17 protein-coding genes are annotated in these 15,875 nt (G+C 59.3%); 10 read left to right on the plus strand and 7 right to left on the minus strand.

The genetic code is table 11. The features are described from left to right. The first annotated feature begins 552 nt into the window (after positions 1-552). Together KGA82_RS21475 and KGA82_RS21480 are read left to right on the plus strand one after the other, a co-directional pair. On the plus strand, positions 553-747 hold the full coding sequence (locus tag KGA82_RS21475) for a hypothetical protein (protein WP_008033677.1): 195 nt from the start codon (positions 553-555) through the stop codon (positions 745-747). Positions 748-859: 112 nt separating this feature from the next. After that, positions 860-1,042, plus strand: a complete 183-nt coding sequence (locus KGA82_RS21480; RefSeq protein WP_223452410.1) for a hypothetical protein — start codon at positions 860-862, stop codon at positions 1,040-1,042. Here the strand turns inward: KGA82_RS21480 and KGA82_RS21485 are convergent. Next, positions 1,039-2,100: an AI-2E family transporter gene (locus tag KGA82_RS21485; protein WP_223452414.1), complete on the minus strand. Its 1,062-nt coding sequence runs from the start codon at positions 2,098-2,100 to the stop codon at positions 1,039-1,041. The genes KGA82_RS21480 and KGA82_RS21485 overlap by 4 nt on opposite strands. A gap of 174 nt (positions 2,101-2,274) precedes the next feature. On the opposite strand from KGA82_RS21485, the gene yegQ reads away from it, so the two are divergent. Continuing rightward, complete coding sequence (gene yegQ, locus KGA82_RS21490; protein WP_223452416.1) at positions 2,275-3,600, plus strand: tRNA 5-hydroxyuridine modification protein YegQ; 1,326 nt, start codon at positions 2,275-2,277, stop codon at positions 3,598-3,600. Between the two features lie 143 nt (positions 3,601-3,743). On the opposite strand, the gene KGA82_RS21495 is transcribed toward yegQ, so the two are convergent. Next, a complete protein-coding gene (locus tag KGA82_RS21495; protein ID WP_008033671.1) occupies positions 3,744-4,607 on the minus strand; it encodes a LysR substrate-binding domain-containing protein in 864 nt (287 codons plus the stop codon). Between the two features lie 96 nt (positions 4,608-4,703). On the opposite strand from KGA82_RS21495, the gene KGA82_RS21500 reads away from it, so the two are divergent. Next, positions 4,704-5,612 (plus strand): DMT family transporter, encoded by a 909-nt coding sequence (locus KGA82_RS21500; RefSeq protein ID WP_223452417.1) that lies wholly within the window; start codon positions 4,704-4,706, stop codon positions 5,610-5,612. Between the two features lie 100 nt (positions 5,613-5,712). On the opposite strand, the gene KGA82_RS21505 is transcribed toward KGA82_RS21500, so the two are convergent. Beyond that, a complete protein-coding gene (locus KGA82_RS21505) occupies positions 5,713-6,429 on the minus strand; it encodes a FadR/GntR family transcriptional regulator (protein WP_008033665.1) in 717 nt (238 codons plus the stop codon). A gap of 281 nt (positions 6,430-6,710) precedes the next feature. Between KGA82_RS21505 and KGA82_RS21510 the strand changes: the two genes are divergently transcribed. Both KGA82_RS21510 and gudD read left to right on the plus strand, forming a co-directional pair. Next, positions 6,711-8,057 (plus strand): MFS transporter, encoded by a 1,347-nt coding sequence (locus KGA82_RS21510; protein WP_192229167.1) that lies wholly within the window; start codon positions 6,711-6,713, stop codon positions 8,055-8,057. Between the two features lie 24 nt (positions 8,058-8,081). Then, positions 8,082-9,425 (plus strand): glucarate dehydratase, encoded by a 1,344-nt coding sequence (gene gudD, locus KGA82_RS21515; RefSeq protein ID WP_192229166.1) that lies wholly within the window; start codon positions 8,082-8,084, stop codon positions 9,423-9,425. A 130-nt stretch (positions 9,426-9,555) separates the two neighbouring features. Here gudD and KGA82_RS21520 read toward each other — a convergent pair whose 3' ends face one another. Continuing rightward, the gene (locus KGA82_RS21520) at positions 9,556-10,437 is read right to left on the minus strand and encodes a LysR family transcriptional regulator (protein ID WP_223452418.1); all 882 of its coding nucleotides are present in this window, start codon (positions 10,435-10,437) and stop codon (positions 9,556-9,558) included. A gap of 159 nt (positions 10,438-10,596) precedes the next feature. Here KGA82_RS21520 and ampC point away from each other — a divergent pair, with 159 nt between their 5' ends. Then, positions 10,597-11,763: a class C beta-lactamase gene (gene ampC / locus KGA82_RS21525; RefSeq protein WP_223452419.1), complete on the plus strand. Its 1,167-nt coding sequence runs from the start codon at positions 10,597-10,599 to the stop codon at positions 11,761-11,763. Positions 11,764-11,943: 180 nt separating this feature from the next. Here ampC and KGA82_RS21530 read toward each other — a convergent pair whose 3' ends face one another. Next, positions 11,944-12,492 carry a DUF4174 domain-containing protein gene (locus tag KGA82_RS21530; RefSeq protein ID WP_223416170.1) on the minus strand — a complete coding sequence of 183 codons (549 nt, stop codon included), beginning with the start codon at positions 12,490-12,492 and terminating at the stop codon, positions 11,944-11,946. A gap of 177 nt (positions 12,493-12,669) precedes the next feature. Here KGA82_RS21530 and KGA82_RS21535 point away from each other — a divergent pair, with 177 nt between their 5' ends. After that, positions 12,670-13,038 (plus strand): VOC family protein, encoded by a 369-nt coding sequence (locus KGA82_RS21535; protein WP_223452420.1) that lies wholly within the window; start codon positions 12,670-12,672, stop codon positions 13,036-13,038. Positions 13,039-13,087: 49 nt separating this feature from the next. On the opposite strand, the gene KGA82_RS29510 is transcribed toward KGA82_RS21535, so the two are convergent. Further along, positions 13,088-13,321: a DUF2798 domain-containing protein gene (locus KGA82_RS29510; protein ID WP_081500232.1), complete on the minus strand. Its 234-nt coding sequence runs from the start codon at positions 13,319-13,321 to the stop codon at positions 13,088-13,090. A gap of 57 nt (positions 13,322-13,378) precedes the next feature. Then, a complete protein-coding gene (locus tag KGA82_RS21545) occupies positions 13,379-14,098 on the minus strand; it encodes a cysteine hydrolase (RefSeq protein ID WP_207286198.1) in 720 nt (239 codons plus the stop codon). A gap of 152 nt (positions 14,099-14,250) precedes the next feature. On the opposite strand from KGA82_RS21545, the gene KGA82_RS21550 reads away from it, so the two are divergent. Both KGA82_RS21550 and KGA82_RS21555 read left to right on the plus strand, forming a co-directional pair. Further along, complete coding sequence (locus KGA82_RS21550; RefSeq protein WP_223437031.1) at positions 14,251-15,138, plus strand: helix-turn-helix transcriptional regulator; 888 nt, start codon at positions 14,251-14,253, stop codon at positions 15,136-15,138. Between the two features lie 180 nt (positions 15,139-15,318). Continuing rightward, a complete protein-coding gene (locus tag KGA82_RS21555) occupies positions 15,319-15,669 on the plus strand; it encodes a hypothetical protein (RefSeq protein WP_223452421.1) in 351 nt (116 codons plus the stop codon). Positions 15,670-15,875: the final 206 nt, after the last annotated feature.

The raw sequence follows: 15,875 nt of genomic DNA on the forward strand, positions 1-15,875 counted from the left end.
CAAAGAGCCAGGTCGGCTTTCAGGCCGCCTCGGCGGCTGTGGCGGTAGTCGCCCCCTCGAGAGGCCGAGTGGAGGTTCTGCGCAGTGGGCAACCCGGCATGGATGCCGGGTTAGCCGCCCCCGGCCATGGATGGCCGATGGCGGCGGGCCCACGGAGCAGGACCGGAGCGAGGGCATGCCGAGCATTAGCGAGGCACCGAACGAAAGGGGCAAGAGCGCTTTGGTTACTTTCGCGCTTTTCGAAAGTGACTCGCCGTAAGGGCGAAACCAATAGCCGCCGTTACCGCAGAAACGGATATACCCCCACCCAATCCCAAAAACCTCCTCAACATCACACTCGAACAGCAGTTTTAAGGCCCCACCCGTCGGCAAAAGTCTGGATAAATCGCATCAAGGTCGCTATCGGGACAGTGCTGACCGTTTAAGTTGGCAAGATTGACTCACCCACCCTCACCCCCGCCTTGGGGGAACACGGTCATATTTATGTCATGTCAGGTCCGCAAGCTCGGACCTGTCCGCCAACAACAGGTTGATAACAACAAGGACGACCACATGCCCACACAAAACCCGCACCGCAACCTCGGTTTGTGCACCTCCAGCAAGGTCTACAACGCCCTGACCGAACTCAAGCACCTGGAAGGTCATCGCAGCGCCAAGTTTCTTTCGCTGCTGGCCGAAAACCTTGTGCGAAAAGGCCTGCTCAACGAACAGGAAGTGGTCCATATGCTGGACCTGGTGGTCGACTGACCGACAGACGGTCGTTTGCACCCGCTGCCGTCAATGTCGACTATCGAAAGCGATGATTGTTCGTTCGCGCAGCAGACCCGTAAGGTAGCTCCATAGATTGATGGAGGTACTTATGTCCCAGGTTCAAATCATGTCCGTTATTGGCAGCGCCGTTCCCGCCTCGCTTAGAGAGCTAGGATTGCTCGCCTGTTGGTATCTGGTCCAGGACGGTGAACAGATCAGCGGTCCGCTCCCATCGCTGACCGCCGCCAAGGCGCTGTCGCAGAGCTTCGACGCCGGCCGACTCAACGCTTAAGGCAACTGCACCCGCGGTTTGGTTTCCATGAAAATCGCCCAGCTCGACATAAACAGCGCGGCGATCAACGGTCCGATGACAAAGCCATTGAGCCCGAAAATCGCCAGGCCGCCGAGGGTCGAGATGAGGATCAGATAGTCCGGCATCTTCGTGTCCTTGCCCACCAGGATCGGGCGCAGCACGTTGTCCACCAGGCCAATCACGAACACCCCGAACAACCCCAGCACCACGCCCTGCCAGATCGCCCCGCTGAACAGGAAAAACGCGGCCACCGGCGCCCAGACAATTCCTGCGCCGACCGCTGGCAACAGCGACAGAAACGCCATCAACACCGCCCAGAGCAACGAGCTCGGGATGTCCAGAAACCAGAAAATAAAACCGCCCAATGCCCCTTGAGTGACCGCCACAAAAAGGTTGCCCTTCACCGTGGCGCGCACCACGCGGTTGAACTTGAGCTGCAAACGGCGTTTCTGGTGTTCTTCCAGCGGCACGGCGGCGCGCACTTTGCGCGCCAGTTCTGCACCGTCGCGCAAAAAGAAGAACAACAGGTACAGCATGATGAAAAAACCCACCACGAAATCAAACGTACCCTGACCGAAACTGAAGGCTTTGTTGGCGATGAACTCATTGCCCGTCACCGCACTCTTGATGATTTTCTCCCGCAGCCCCTCCAGCTCACCGATCCCGGCGCGATCGAGCAAGTGCTGGAAGTACGGAGGCAGGCTGTGTTTGAAATGCGTGATGTACCCCGCGATGTCCAGCTCGCCGCTTTCGATGCTCTTGTAAAGCGCCGCCCCCTCCTGGACCAGCAGAATACTGAGGATGATCACCGGCAGGATCGCAATGACCATGCAGATGCTCAACGTCAGCATTGACGTCAGGTTGCGCTCCCAGCCGAACTTCAGTTGCAGTCGCCGCTGCAACGGCGCGAAGAGAATGCCGAGGATCACCGCCCAGAACACCGCGCCGTAGAACGGCAGCAAAATCCAGATAAACGCGGCGGTCACCAACCCCAGCAAAATCACCAGTGATTTGTCTTGTACCTTCTCTTCGTTCATGTCCGATCCATGTCAGTCCGCAGGGCACAGGCCCTTGTACCAAGAGCCGTCCTGATGCTTAGTCCGCCACGGTTCGCGCGAGTGCCATCCGTTTGTTCATCAAGCATAGATCCAGATCAATGAATGCCGCGGGCATGCCGATTATCCTCGCCGGCTTTTGCGATCGACCCGCCCATGACCCTTTTCACACCTGAGCTGCTCGCCCCCGCCGGCACCCTGAAAAACATGCGTTATGCCTTCGCCTATGGCGCCGACGCGGTGTACGCCGGTCAGCCTCGCTACAGCCTGCGGGTGCGCAACAACGAATTCGATCACGCCAACCTCGCGCTCGGCATTCGCGAGGCCCAGGCCCAGGGCAAGCGCTTTTACGTGGTGGTGAACATCGCCCCGCACAACGCCAAACTCAAAACCTTCCTCAAGGACCTGGAGCCAGTGATTGCCATGGCACCGGACGCGCTGATCATGTCCGACCCGGGCCTGATCATGCTGGTGCGTCGGCACTTCCCGCAGATGCCGATCCACCTGTCGGTGCAAGCCAACACGGTCAACTGGGCGAGTGTCGAGTTCTGGCAGCAACAAGGCTTGAGCCGGATCATCCTGTCGCGGGAACTGTCCCTGGAAGAAATCGCCGAGATCCGCCAGCAAGTGCCCGCCATGGAACTGGAAGTGTTCGTCCACGGCGCGCTGTGCATGGCCTATTCCGGCCGCTGCCTGCTGTCGGGCTACATGAACAAACGCGATGCCAATCAGGGCAGTTGCACCAATGCCTGTCGCTGGAAGTACTCGGCGCAAGAAGCCACGGAAAATCTGCTCGGCGACATCGTGCAAACCTTCCAGCCCGAACCGACGCTGGGGATCGGCGCGCCCACCGATCAGGTATTCCTGTTGCAGGAAGCCAACCGCCCCGACGAACTGATGCCGGCCTTCGAAGACGAACACGGCACCTACATCATGAACGCCAAGGACCTGCGCGCCGTGCAGCACGTCGAGCGCCTGACGCAGATGGGGGTGCATTCGCTGAAAATCGAAGGCCGGACCAAATCTCACTTTTACTGCGCGCGCACCACTCAGGTTTACCGCCGGGCGATCGACGATGCGGTGGCCGGTCGCGACTTCGACCGGGGCCTGATGACCGATCTGGAATCCCTCGCCCAGCGCGGTTACACCGAAGGTTTTCTGCGTCGTCACGTGCATGACGAATACCAGAATTATCAGAACGGCAGCTCAGTGTCGGAGCGACAGCAATTTGTCGGCGAATTGACCGGCGAGCGGCGTGACCGGCTGGCGGAAGTCAAAGTGAAGAACCGCTTTGGCCTGGGCGATCACATGGAACTGATGACGCCCAAGGGAAACTTCCACTTCGATTTGCATCAGTTGCAGAACATCAAAGGCCAGCCCATCGATGTGGCGCCGGGGGATGGGCACACCGTGTACCTGCCGATTCCGGATGCGGTGGATTTGCACTTCGGGTTGTTGATGCGGGATGTGCGCGAGATGTGATCTTCGATCAACACCGCTATCCCCAAAACACCGCAACCTCTGTAGGAGCCGGCTTGCTGGCGATCCATGCGACGCGGTCTGTCAAATGAACCGCGTCGCCTGGATCGCCAGCAAGCCGGCTCCTACAGGGGGGCGCGGTGTTCTTACGTGAACTCCTCGCGCAACATCGCCACAAACGCTTCTCGCGCCGGGTGAACCCCGGCGTTTTCATGCCAGTAAAACAGGTTGTCGATGGCGGTCAGTTCAGGGAACTCATACCCCGCGCACCCCGCGCCTTTGGCGTACTGATCGAACACCCCTTTGGGCACCAGCGCGACCCCCGCCCCCGCGCTGACGCACCCGACAATCGCGCCGTAACTCGCCAGGCTGACAATCGGCAGCGCCTGCCCCTGGCGCAACAACCAATGTTCCAGCGCCGCACGGTAAGGACACCCCTGGGGCCACATGAACACGGTCTTGTCCTGCAAATCGGCGATCTCGCGCACCGGTCCCAACGACGTCGAGGCAATCAGCAGCAGCTCCTCGCGGTACATCGGCGTGCGCTTGAGTTGTGAGCGCTCGACATCCACCGCGACGATTGCGCCGTCGAGCCGGTGGTTGGCGGTGTCATCGAGCAATTGGCCCCAGGTGCCGGTGGTCAGCTCCAGCGCCACCGCCGGATAGCGCTTGTGGAACTTGGCGAGCAAACGCGGCAAGCGACCGGTGGCCGACGATTCGATGGCGCCGATGCGCAACGGGCCGGACGGCTCGGCGGCGGGGTCGACCGCCCGCTTGGCCTCAGCCGTCATGGCGAGAATCTTCGAGGCGTAGGCCAGAAAGGTCTGCCCCGACGGACTGATGCGCAACCCTCTGCCTTCGCGGATAAATAACGCGACGCCCAACTCCGCTTCCAGCGACTTGATCCGTGCCGTGATGTTCGACGGCACGCAATGCAACAGCTCGGCCGCCCGGGCGATGCTGCCGACGTCGGCCACGGTCTTGAACATGCGAATCTGTGCCAGCTCCATACATCACCCAAAGTGAACGGTCAGCGCAGTATAAGTCAGTTGTGGCGAACGGTCCGCGTTCTGATACTCGAAGCATCTGCCCACAGGTGCCCGACCATGCAAGCGCTCTCAACTGCCACCCCTCCCCTCAAAATCATCCTGGCCATGGCCTTCGTCGTCGCGTGCTGGGGCTATTCCCCGACCGGAATTCACATCGGCTTGCAAGCCTATGATCCCGGGCATCTGGCATTGCTGCGGTTTCTGCTGGCGTCGGTGTTCATGGCGCTGGTCGCGGTGTTCAAAGGCATCAGCCTGCCGACCCTTCGCGATTTGCCAATGCTGTTCGGCCTCGGCTTTTTTGCGGTGAGCCTGCATCACGTGGCGATCAATTTTGGTCAGCAAGGGGTCAGCGCCGGTGCGTCCAGCGTGTTGGCGCAATCGACGCCCTTGTTCAGCACGCTGCTGGCGCGCTTCGTGTTCAAAGACCAGGTGAGCGCGTGGCGCTGGGGCTGTGTTTTTCTGGGATTGATCGGTGTGGTGATTGTGGTCGCGGGCGATCGCGGACTGGGCAGCATCGACGCCCATGGCCTGTTGATTCTGCTGGCGGCGGTGTCATGGAGTTTCTACTTCGCGTTGCAGAAACATCACTCCGGGCGTTACGACGGGCTGACACTGGTCTGCTACACGGTGTGGTCGGGGACCGCGTTGTTACTGGTTTATCTGCCGGGGTTGGCGGCACAAGTGGTCAACGCGCCGATGCAGGTGCAACTGGCAGTGCTGACGCTGGGCATTTTTCCGAGCGCGCTCGCCTACCTGGCCTGGGCATTTGTGTTGACTCACGTTGATTTGAGCCGGGCGACGATGACGCTGTATCTGGTGCCGTCGACGGCCATGGCGATTGCTTCGTTTGGCTTGGGGGAACGGCCGACGGTGATGATCGTTGTCGGGGGGACGGTGGTGTTGGTCAGTGTGTTGGCGTTGAATCTGGAGCGGCGGTTGGTGGCGATTCGGGTGGCGGGTGTTTGATTGGAGTTTTGTGGTGATGGGGCTGGCGCCTTCGCCGGCAAGCCGGCTCCTACAGGGGATCGCGGTTCGGATCGGTGCCAGCCGGATTCCGCGAAGGCGGTTAATCGCGATCCGCCAGAAACCGGTCCCGGCTGTTGGTCAGGTGCAGCCACATTGCCGCCCGCGCCGCGTCCGCATCCTGACGCTTGATCGCGTTGAGAATCGCCTCGTGTTCCAGATTGGCCAACTGCCCCAGCTTGCTCAAATCCGCCGCGCCACGTTCAGCCGCATTGACGCGGGTGCGGGGGATCATGGCGCTGCCCAGGTGCTGCATGATTTCCGTGAAGCAGACATTGCCGGTGGCCTCGGCGATCAGCAGATGGAAACGCCTGTCGGCTTCGACGCAGCTGTCGTTGTTGGCGAGCAGGCTTTGATAATCGTCCAGCGCTTCGCGCATCTGTGCCAATTGCGGGTCCGTGCGCCGAATCGCCGCCAGCGCAGCGGCCTGGGTTTCGAGGCCCAGGCGCAATTCAAGAATGCTGCGCACGCCCAGCGCGGTATCGACATTCAGTCGTAGCCCCTGCTCCGGTGCGCGCTCGATGACAAACGTGCCGATGCCGTGCCGGGTTTCCACCAGCCCCGACGCCTGCAACTTCGAGATTGCCTCGCGCACCACGGTGCGACTGACCCCGTGCTCCTGAACGATGCTGTTCTCCGACGGCAGCTTGTCCCCCGGCAGCATCTGGCCGAGCAGGATGCTCTGGGTCAGTTTCGCGACCAGGTCATGGGCCAGGTTGTGAGTGCGCTTGCGGGCAGGCGCGTCGAGGTCATCTTGCATGGCAATCATCCGAAAGCAGGGCTAAGCGGATCGTAGCACTGCGGTCGAACGGTTTCTCAAGAAAACCGCCTCCAACTTGTATGACAACACTCAACAAAATAGACATCCAAGACAAAAACAAAGCATGCAAGCGCCCCTAAACTGAATAAAAAATGACCTTAACCATACTATTTTGTTGAGCATTACCTCTTGCAGGATAAAAAAATGTAGTTGTATGATGTCTAGCAACAACGCCACACCTGCAACACCCCGCATAAAAATAATCAGTGGGAGAAAACCAAGTGAATACATCCGTATCCGGGATGCACGACGGTGCCGATTCGGTCCTGAAGTCCGCCATCTCGAAAGTGAAACGCCACGTTCTGCCGCTGTTCGTCATCATGTTCATCGTCAACTACATCGACCGCGTGAACATCGGCTTCGTCCGCGCCCACATGGAACATGACCTGGGCATTGGTGCTGCCGCCTACGGCCTCGGTGCCGGCCTGTTCTTCATCGGCTACGCGCTGTTCGAAGTCCCCTCCAACATCCTCCTGCAAAAAGTCGGCGCACGAATCTGGCTGACCCGCATCATGCTGACCTGGGGTCTGGTGGCCGCCTGCATGGCGTTCATCCAGAACGAAACCCACTTCTACATCCTGCGATTCCTGTTGGGCGTGGCTGAGGCCGGCTTCTTCCCCGGGGTGATTTATTACTTCACGCGCTGGTTGCCCGGAGTAGAACGCGGCAAGGCCATCGCGATCTTCCTCAGCGGCTCGGCCATTGCCTCGCTGATCTCCGGCCCGTTGTCCGGCCTGCTCCTGCAAATCAGCGGGTTCGGCATGCACGGCTGGCAATGGATGTATTTCATTGAAGGCATGTTCTCGGTCGGGCTGTGCGTATTCGTCTGGTTCTGGCTCGACTCCAAACCCCACGACGCCAAATGGCTGAGCCGCGATGAGCAAGACGCGCTGGTCAAAGCCATCGATGACGAGCAACTGGCCCGCGAAGCCGCGACGCCGATCAAACCGTCGCTGGGCACGCTGCTCAAGGATCGCCAGATCATCCTGTTCTGCCTGATCTACTTCTTCATCCAGCTGACCATTTACGCCGCGACCTTCTGGCTGCCGAGCATCATCAAGAAGATGGGCGACCTCAGCGACGTTCAGGTCGGGCTGTTCAACTCGATCCCGTGGTTGCTGTCGATTGTCGGCATGTACGCCTTCGCATCGCTCTCGACGAAATGGAAACACCAGCAAGCCTGGGTGGCCGCTGCCCTGCTGATCGCTGCGGCGGGGATGTTCATGTCCACCACCGGCGGGCCGGTCTTCGCTTTCGTGGCGATCTGCTTCGCAGCACTGGGTTTCAAATCGGCTTCTTCGCTGTTCTGGCCAATCCCTCAGGCGTACCTGGATGCACGGATCGCCGCTGGCGTGATCGCGCTGATCAACTCCGTGGGCAACCTCGGCGGCTTCGTCGCGCCGACCACTTTCGGCCTGCTGGAACAACACACCGGCTCGATTCAAGGCGGGCTGTACGGCCTCGCCGCGACCTCGATCATCGCCGCGATCATCGTCTTCGCTGCACGCAACACACCGAAAACCGCACCGGCCGTTGCGCTGGGCAAACCAACGCCCAACCACGCCTGATCGCTGCTATTTAAGGACAAGAACATGAACCAACAAGACACCGCAAAAGCCCCGATCATCACCAGCATGCAAGTGGTTCCGGTGGCCGGTCACGATGGCATGCTGCTCAACCTGAGCGGCGCCCATGGCCCGTTTTTCACCCGCAACATCGTGATCCTCAAGGACAACGCCGGGCACACCGGCGTCGGTGAAGTGCCGGGCGGCGAGCGCATTCGCCAGACTCTGGAAGATGCGCGCAGCCTGGTGGTCGGCAGCCCGATCGGCACCTATCAGAGGATTCTCAACCAGGTGCGCCAGACCTTCGCCGACCGCGATGCCGGTGGTCGCGGCTTGCAGACGTTCGACCTGCGCATCACCATTCACGCGGTGACTGGCCTGGAAGCGGCGCTGCTCGATTTGCTCGGCCAGCACCTGGACGTGCCCGTCGCGGCGCTGCTCGGCGAAGGCCAGCAACGCGACGAAGTGAAGATGCTCGGTTATCTGTTTTATGTCGGTGATCGCAACGCCACCGATCTGGCTTACCGCAGCGAACCGGACGCCGACAACGACTGGTTCCGCGTACGTCACGAGAAAGCCATGACCGCCGATTCCGTAGTGCGCCTGGCAGAAGCCGCCCACGCCCGCTACGGGTTCAAGGACTTCAAGCTCAAGGGCGGCGTGCTCAGTGGCGACGAAGAAATCGAAGCGGTCACCGCGCTGGCCGAACGCTTTCCCGACGCGCGCATCACCCTTGATCCGAATGGCGCCTGGTCGCTGAAAGAAGCGATCCGCTTGTGCCGCGATCAGCATCACGTCCTCGCTTATGCCGAAGACCCGTGCGGTGCGGAAAACGGTTATTCAGGCCGGGAAGTCATGGCCGAATTCCGCCGTGCCACGGGCCTGAAAACCGCGACCAACATGATCGCCACCGACTGGCGGGAAATGGGCCACGCGATCCAGTTGCAATCGGTGGACATCCCGCTGGCCGACCCGCATTTCTGGACGATGCAGGGTTCGGTTCGCGTGGCGCAGATGTGCCACGAATGGGGCCTGACCTGGGGCTCGCACTCCAACAACCACTTCGATATTTCCCTGGCGATGTTCACCCACGTCGCAGCTGCCGCACCGGGCGAAATCACCGCCATCGACACCCACTGGATCTGGCAGGACGGCCAGCGCCTGACCAAAGCGCCGCTGCAGATCGTCGACGGTTGCGTGCAAGTGCCGAAGAAACCGGGGCTTGGGGTTGAGCTGGACATGGATCAACTGGCCAAGGCCCATGAGCTGTACAAAGGCATGGGGCTGGGTGCGCGGGATGACAGCGTGGCGATGCAGTTTCTGATTCCGGGGTGGAAATTCGATAACAAGCGGCCGAGCCTGGTGCGTTAAAACCCTAGAGAACACCGCATACCCCTGTAGGAGCAGAGCTTGCTCGCGAAGGCGGCGGCAGATCTTGCATCGACGTGACTGAGAGACCGCCTTCGCGAGCAAGCTCTGCTCCTACAGGGGTATGCGGTGTTCAATCGTTCAACTGTGCTGCCTGCAACAACCACCCCTTGAACGCAGCCATCGCCGACGTTTCGGGCCGCGACTGCAAGCGGGTCAGCCAGTAGCTGCCGGTGGTGATGCCGATGGCGAACGGTTGCTCGATGACTCCCGCCGCCAGTTGCCGGGCGAACATCAACGGCGGCGCCAAGGCCACACCCGCACCTTGCAACGCCGCCTCCATCATCGCCAGCGAGGAATCAAAGACGATGCTGCGAGGCGGCGCGACATGGGCAGGCAGGCCGGTAGCCTGAAACCATTCGGGCCACTCATCCGTGCGATAGGAACGCAGCAACGTTTGCTGCAACAGATCGTCCGGCGTGTGCAGTTGCCGGGCAATCTCGGGCACGCACAACACCGACAACGGCGCTTCGATCAACCTGACCGCTTCAATCCCGTGCCACGCTCCCGCGCCAAAGCGAATCGCGTAATCCAGCCCTTCAGCCGCCACGTCCACTCGATTGTTGTGGGTCGACAGGCGCAAATCTATGAACGGATGTTTCGCCTGAAAGTCCGCCAGTCTCGGCAACAGCCAACCGACCGCAAACGTCCCCACTGCGCCCACCGTCAACACCTCACGAAAATGCCCGCCTTCGAAACGCTCCAGGGTTTCGGCGATTCGATCGAAGGACTCGCGCAGCACCGGCAACAAGGTCTCCCCCTCACTGGTCAGCATCAGCCCGCGTGGCAGGCGTTTGAACAGGGTGACGTTGAGTTGGGCTTCCAGGCTTTTGACCTGATGACTCACCGCGGCTTGCGTGACGCACAACTCCACCGCCGCCCGTGTAAAACTCAGATGACGCGCCGAGGCCTCGAAGGCGCGCAGTGCGTTGAGCGGTAATTGCGGGCGGATCATGCCAACTCCCAAATTTTTCTAATGGCTAAGCCGAGATATTGTCGTTTGTCGAAGCACGGCGAACTGAATAGATTTGGCACGCCCAGCGACGGCCCGATTCATAAACCGCTCGGAGTGTAGCGGGTTTAATCATCAAATCTCATGGACAGTGGCTCAATCATGCACAACTCAACATTCGGCAAGGTCTTATCCTGCAGCGCTTTCGGACTGCTCCTCAATGCAGGTTACTGCGTTGCCGGGAATCAGACGGACGCGCAGATCGAAGCCGCGGTGAATGCCGCGGTTGCCCCGGTCATGCAGCAACAGAACATTCCCGGCATGGCCGTCGCGATCACCGTGGATGGCAAGCAGCATTACTTTAACTACGGCGTGGCCTCGAAGGAAACCGGCACGCCTGTCACCGAAAGCACCCTGTTCGAGATCGGTTCGGTGAGCAAAACCTTCACCGCTACCCTCGCCGCCTACGCCCAGGCCAGCGGCAAACTGTCCCTGTCGGAAAAGGCCAGCCATGTCCTGCCGGCATTGCGCGACAGCGCGTTCGATCACGTCAGCGTGTTGCAACTGGGCACCTACACCGCCGGCGGCCTGCCGCTGCAATTCCCCGACAACGCCGATGCAGCCGACAAGATGCTCGGCTATTTCAAACAGTGGAAACCGGCCTACACCGCCGGCAGCCATCGGCTGTATTCGAACCCGAGCCTGGGATTGTTCGGGTATCTGGCGGCCAACAGCATGGGCCAGCCGTTTGATGAGCTGATGGAAAAGACCGTGCTGCCCAAGCTCGGCTTGAAGCACACCTTCCTCAAGGTGCCGCAGGATCAGATGGCGCTTTACGCTCAGGGTTACAACAAGGAAGACAAACCGGTGCGGGTCGAGCCGGGCGCGCTGGACTCAGAAGCCTATGGCGTAAAAACCAGCGCCTCTGACCTGCTTCGCTACGTCGAGGCGAACATCAAACCGTCTGGCCTTGAAGCGCCGATGCAGCAAGCCATCGCCACGACGCATGCCGGTTACTACACGGTCGGCGACATGACCCAGGGGCTGGGCTGGGAGTTTTACCACTACCCGATCACCCTCGATAAGTTGCTCGCCGGCAACTCGTCGCAAATGGCGATGGAGGCGCACAAAGTCCAGTGGCTGAACCCGCCACAAGCTCAACCGGACAACGTGCTGATCAACAAGACCGGCTCCACCGGTGGCTTCGGTGCGTATGTGGCGTACGTGCCCTCGAAAGACATCGGCATCGTGATCCTCGCCAACAAAAACTACCCGAACCCGGAGCGAGTCAAAATCGCCCATGCGGTGTTGAGCACATTGACTCAATAACCTACGCCCCCCCCCTGTAGGAGCGAGCCTGCTCGCGATTGCGGTGTGTCAGGCGAACGGGGTTTCGAATGTTACGGCCTCATCGCGAGCAAGCTTGCTCCTACAAGGATTGGCGCAGGCAAAAAAATGGGCGACCTGTTGAGGTCGCCCATTTTTGTTAGCGCGTGGCCATCTACGCATTCAATCGTCAGGCATTTCCGGTGGCTTGGCAGGCTTCGCCGGCTTGCCCGGTTTCGCCCCCTTGGTGCCATTAGGCGGTGCGGCTTCAGTGACGGGCGGCGGGGTGGGCACCGTGGCTTCTTTCTCGGTGGACGGCAACTGGTCGACCGTACTGAAAATCGCCTTCAGATCAACCGCGTCCGATTGCTCGAGTTTTTTTTCGCCATCCTTGCCAACCAGAATCACCTTGGTCTTGGCCCCTGCCCCCAACTTGAGCGAACGGATCAAGGCTGCCGTGTCTTGCGGCCCGAGGTCTTTGCCTTCGCGCTGGCCCATCAGGTTGAGGACGGTGTACAGGACCATGTTCCGGTCGGTGAATTCCTTGCGATTGGCCGGCTCATCCAGTGACTTTTTCAGGCTGACCCACGCCGGATCGACCGTGCTCGGCGCGATGACAATCAGCGGCCGGGACCTGCCCTTGTCCATGTCCAGCGGTGAGTCGCCATCGGCGGCGAGCAAGGGGCCGGCGAAAGCCAGCAGGGTTGTCAGGGTCAATGACCTGATGAGCATGCGCATCTCCTTTTGATATCCACGCTCTAATGATTGCGCATCGCGGCGTTCGTTCCGGGGGTCGCACCGCAATTGTGTTTCGCCTTGACCCAAGCTTAGGTCAGGGCGGTCATTGCGCAACAGGCTGAGCTAATCTCAAGACTCGATATACACCTGAACCGCCGTGAGGATCCCGCCATGAGCGCTCAGCTGAATCACACCATCGTCTGGTGCCGAAACAAACAGATATCCGCGTCGTTTCTGGTCGAGATTCTCGGCTTGTCCGCCCCCGAACCCTTCGGGCCGATGTTGATCGTAAAGCTCGAAAACAGCGTGTCGCTGGACTATTACGACAATGACCCGCCGATTGCCTCTCAGCATTATGCGTTTCTGGTCAGCGACGACGATTTCGATGCGGCGTTCGCTCGCCTGCAAGCCAGGCAGCAAGCGTGGTGGGCTGATCCCTGCAAACAGCAGCCGCAACAGATCAACGATTATGGGGGTGGCAGGCGCGTGTATTTCGATGACCCGGACGGGCATCTGCTGGAGATTTTCACCCGGGAATGAATGCGGCCAGCGGCAGACATCAGCAACACAAACAATGCTGCCGGGCATCTTAAGGATCTTCTTGCACCACAAAGGACGTTAGCCGCCTTATCAGCGGTGTCGCAAGTAACACGAATGGCACAATGGTCATCCAGGCAACCAGCCAGGCTTTTAATCCATACGACAGTAACTGGCTGGCCGAAAGGCTTGAAGGGCTGGCTATGGCCGTAGCAATAGCGCAGGTGATTGCGGACTGGATCACCGCAGAAGTTCGCTGGCGAAATCGCCGATGGAGCTTGGGCATTTCCGGTACTCCCAGACGGCTGCGTCGCAAGTGGCGAGCAGCCGGCTTGCATGGACCTTACTTGGCTTGGAGCAATTCAACAGTCTGCGCAGTCGTCAACAGAGCGTTGGCGATGTAACGGAAGTTGATCAGCGCGGCCAGGTAACCATCCCCTTCCGGGGTGGTCGGGCCGGCGGTAGCGTCACGCACCACGGCCACCTCGAAGCCTTGCTCGAGTAATTCACGCAGGTGCGACTCGACGCAAAGGTTGGCTGCCATACCCGCCAGAATAATTTGCGATACACCGTGCTTGCGCAGTTGCAGCGCCAAGTCATTGGTTTCCGGGCCGTAGACCTTGTGTGGCGAAGCGATGATGGTTTTGCCGTCGAGAATGTACGGCTTGAACTCGGGCATGAAGTCCGCACCGGAGTTCTCGAAACCGTCGAGGGTCAACGGGCCCTTGCGATCGAACATGCAGATGCTGTGCATGACCTTTTCCAGCGGCCCGCCGAATTTCCACTCGTGGTCGCACGGATAGTAGTAGTGCGGAGAGACAGCGACCGTGATGCCTGCACCTTTGGCGGCTGCGAACAACTGACCGAGGTGATTGACCACATCGTGCTCGACGATACTCTTGCCAAACACATCCCAACTCACACCCTCAGGGCTGAGGAAATCGATTTGGGGGTCGATGACGACCAGCGCAGTACGGGAAAGGTCAATTTTCATACCTGGATTTGGCAGCGCAGGGCTGGCTGGATCTGCGTAATGTGCGTGGCGTGTTGTGTCGTTGCTCATGCCAATAGACTCCGATCGTGGGTAACAAAGTTGCTCTATGCCATGGCGCCCCTGCGGGCCGTTGCTTACCATCGGCGAGAACTTCATCCTATCCCCACCTTCTGATCCGACTTTGTCAGCACGTACAGAGTCTTTATCTGGTCGTCGCTATCATGGATATCCTGTCCGAATTCTTCGAACGCACGAACCTTCAGGGCAGACTTTTCTTCTCTGGTCGGGTCGATGGCACTCTTGTCCTCGATAAGCCGCCAGGTATGGCGTTCATCCATGTCATCAGCCAGGGCGGTATCGACATGGTTCAGCCTGGGTTACCAAAGATCTCCATTGCCGAGCCCAGCGTGCTGTTCTGTCCGAGCAGTTGCCGGTATCAACTGCGCTCCAATACGATCGAGGGGGCAGAACTGATTTGCGCCTCATTTCAATTTGGGCGAAACACACAACACCCCTTCCCTCTCGGGCTCAAAGAAACCCTGATCTTCCCATTCAGAGAGCTGGAGAATCTCGACCCGGTTATTGGCGCGTTACTCGCCGAGTTTCGGGATCAGGAGGCTGGAAGGACCAAAGCGCTGAATCTGCTGTTGGAATACATATTTGTCCTGATCGTGCGACGCGCCGTTGCAGACGGACTGATATCCAGTGGATTGCTCTATGCCCTGCAGGATGGGCGCCTCGGCGCGGTATTCAACAGCATCCATTCAGTGCCGGATGAGCTTTGGACCGTCGAGAAACTGGCGAGCCTGGCAAACATGTCCAGGTCGAAATTTTCTGCCTGCTTCACTCAGATAATGGGGCAGTCGCCTATGGGGTACGTCACCGCATGGAGGATGAAGGTGGCTCAGGACATGCTTCGTGATGGTGTTCAGATCAAGGTGATCGCCGAGTCGGTCGGTTACAGCTCGCAGGCGTCTTTTTCGAAAAGCTTTCTGAACGTCATTGGTTGCCCTCCAGCCGAGTGGCTGAAACGCGATGCCAGTGCAGAAGCCCCCTTGGTGACCGCACACGTGCAGCCTGCACAAGATTTTCTGGCTTCACAGGCGTAACAGAGCAAGGATCGCCGAACCCAAGCGCAGTCTTTATGACTACTCGACGTGTCATATTGACTCTTTCCAGCCGTTGTATATATGACAACACACAATCATATATTGTTGATATATAACAACAAATAAACTGGCACGATTCATGAAATAGTTTTGGAAATGCCTCCAAAGCAGGAAATCATCATGTCTCGTTCCATCCCCCTCAGTTTTACGCTTTGCCTGTTGCTCTCACCTGTGTGCATGGCCGATCAGGTCGTCCGTGAGGTGCCTGATACCACCGCTGGCAAGGGCGCCGGTGCCGTGACCGGATTGATGGTCGGCGCCGTGGGTGGCCCGATTGGAGCGCTGATCGGTGCCGGCGTCGGATTCTTTGCCGGCAGCGCGGCTCAGGAAGCGGCCGGTCTCACGGAAACTGCTTATGAAGTGAAGGACGCCCAGGGCGAAATCAGCACTGTTCGCTCGCCCAATGCCCGCTTCGAACCAGGTCAACAAGTGACGCGCAAAGGCCCGCGCCTGGTGCGTCAGGACAGTTGATCCAGCCATCACCACGAACTTCTTTTTGGGATCCGGCCATGGGTCGGCTCCTCTTTTTTTTCTCGTTTTCGAGGGTGGACGAGCCGCATCTCGTCTGCCCTTTTTTCTTACACCGCGCTTTATCCTTAAAGGCTGCGGAACACCGTAAACAGCCTCTTGATGATAATCATCGCAATGAATATTCATCGATCTAACGATAGGTATCA

The organism is Pseudomonas sp. BF-RE-22 (assembly GCF_019956155.1).
GTDB classification, from domain to species: domain Bacteria; phylum Pseudomonadota; class Gammaproteobacteria; order Pseudomonadales; family Pseudomonadaceae; genus Aquipseudomonas; species Aquipseudomonas migulae.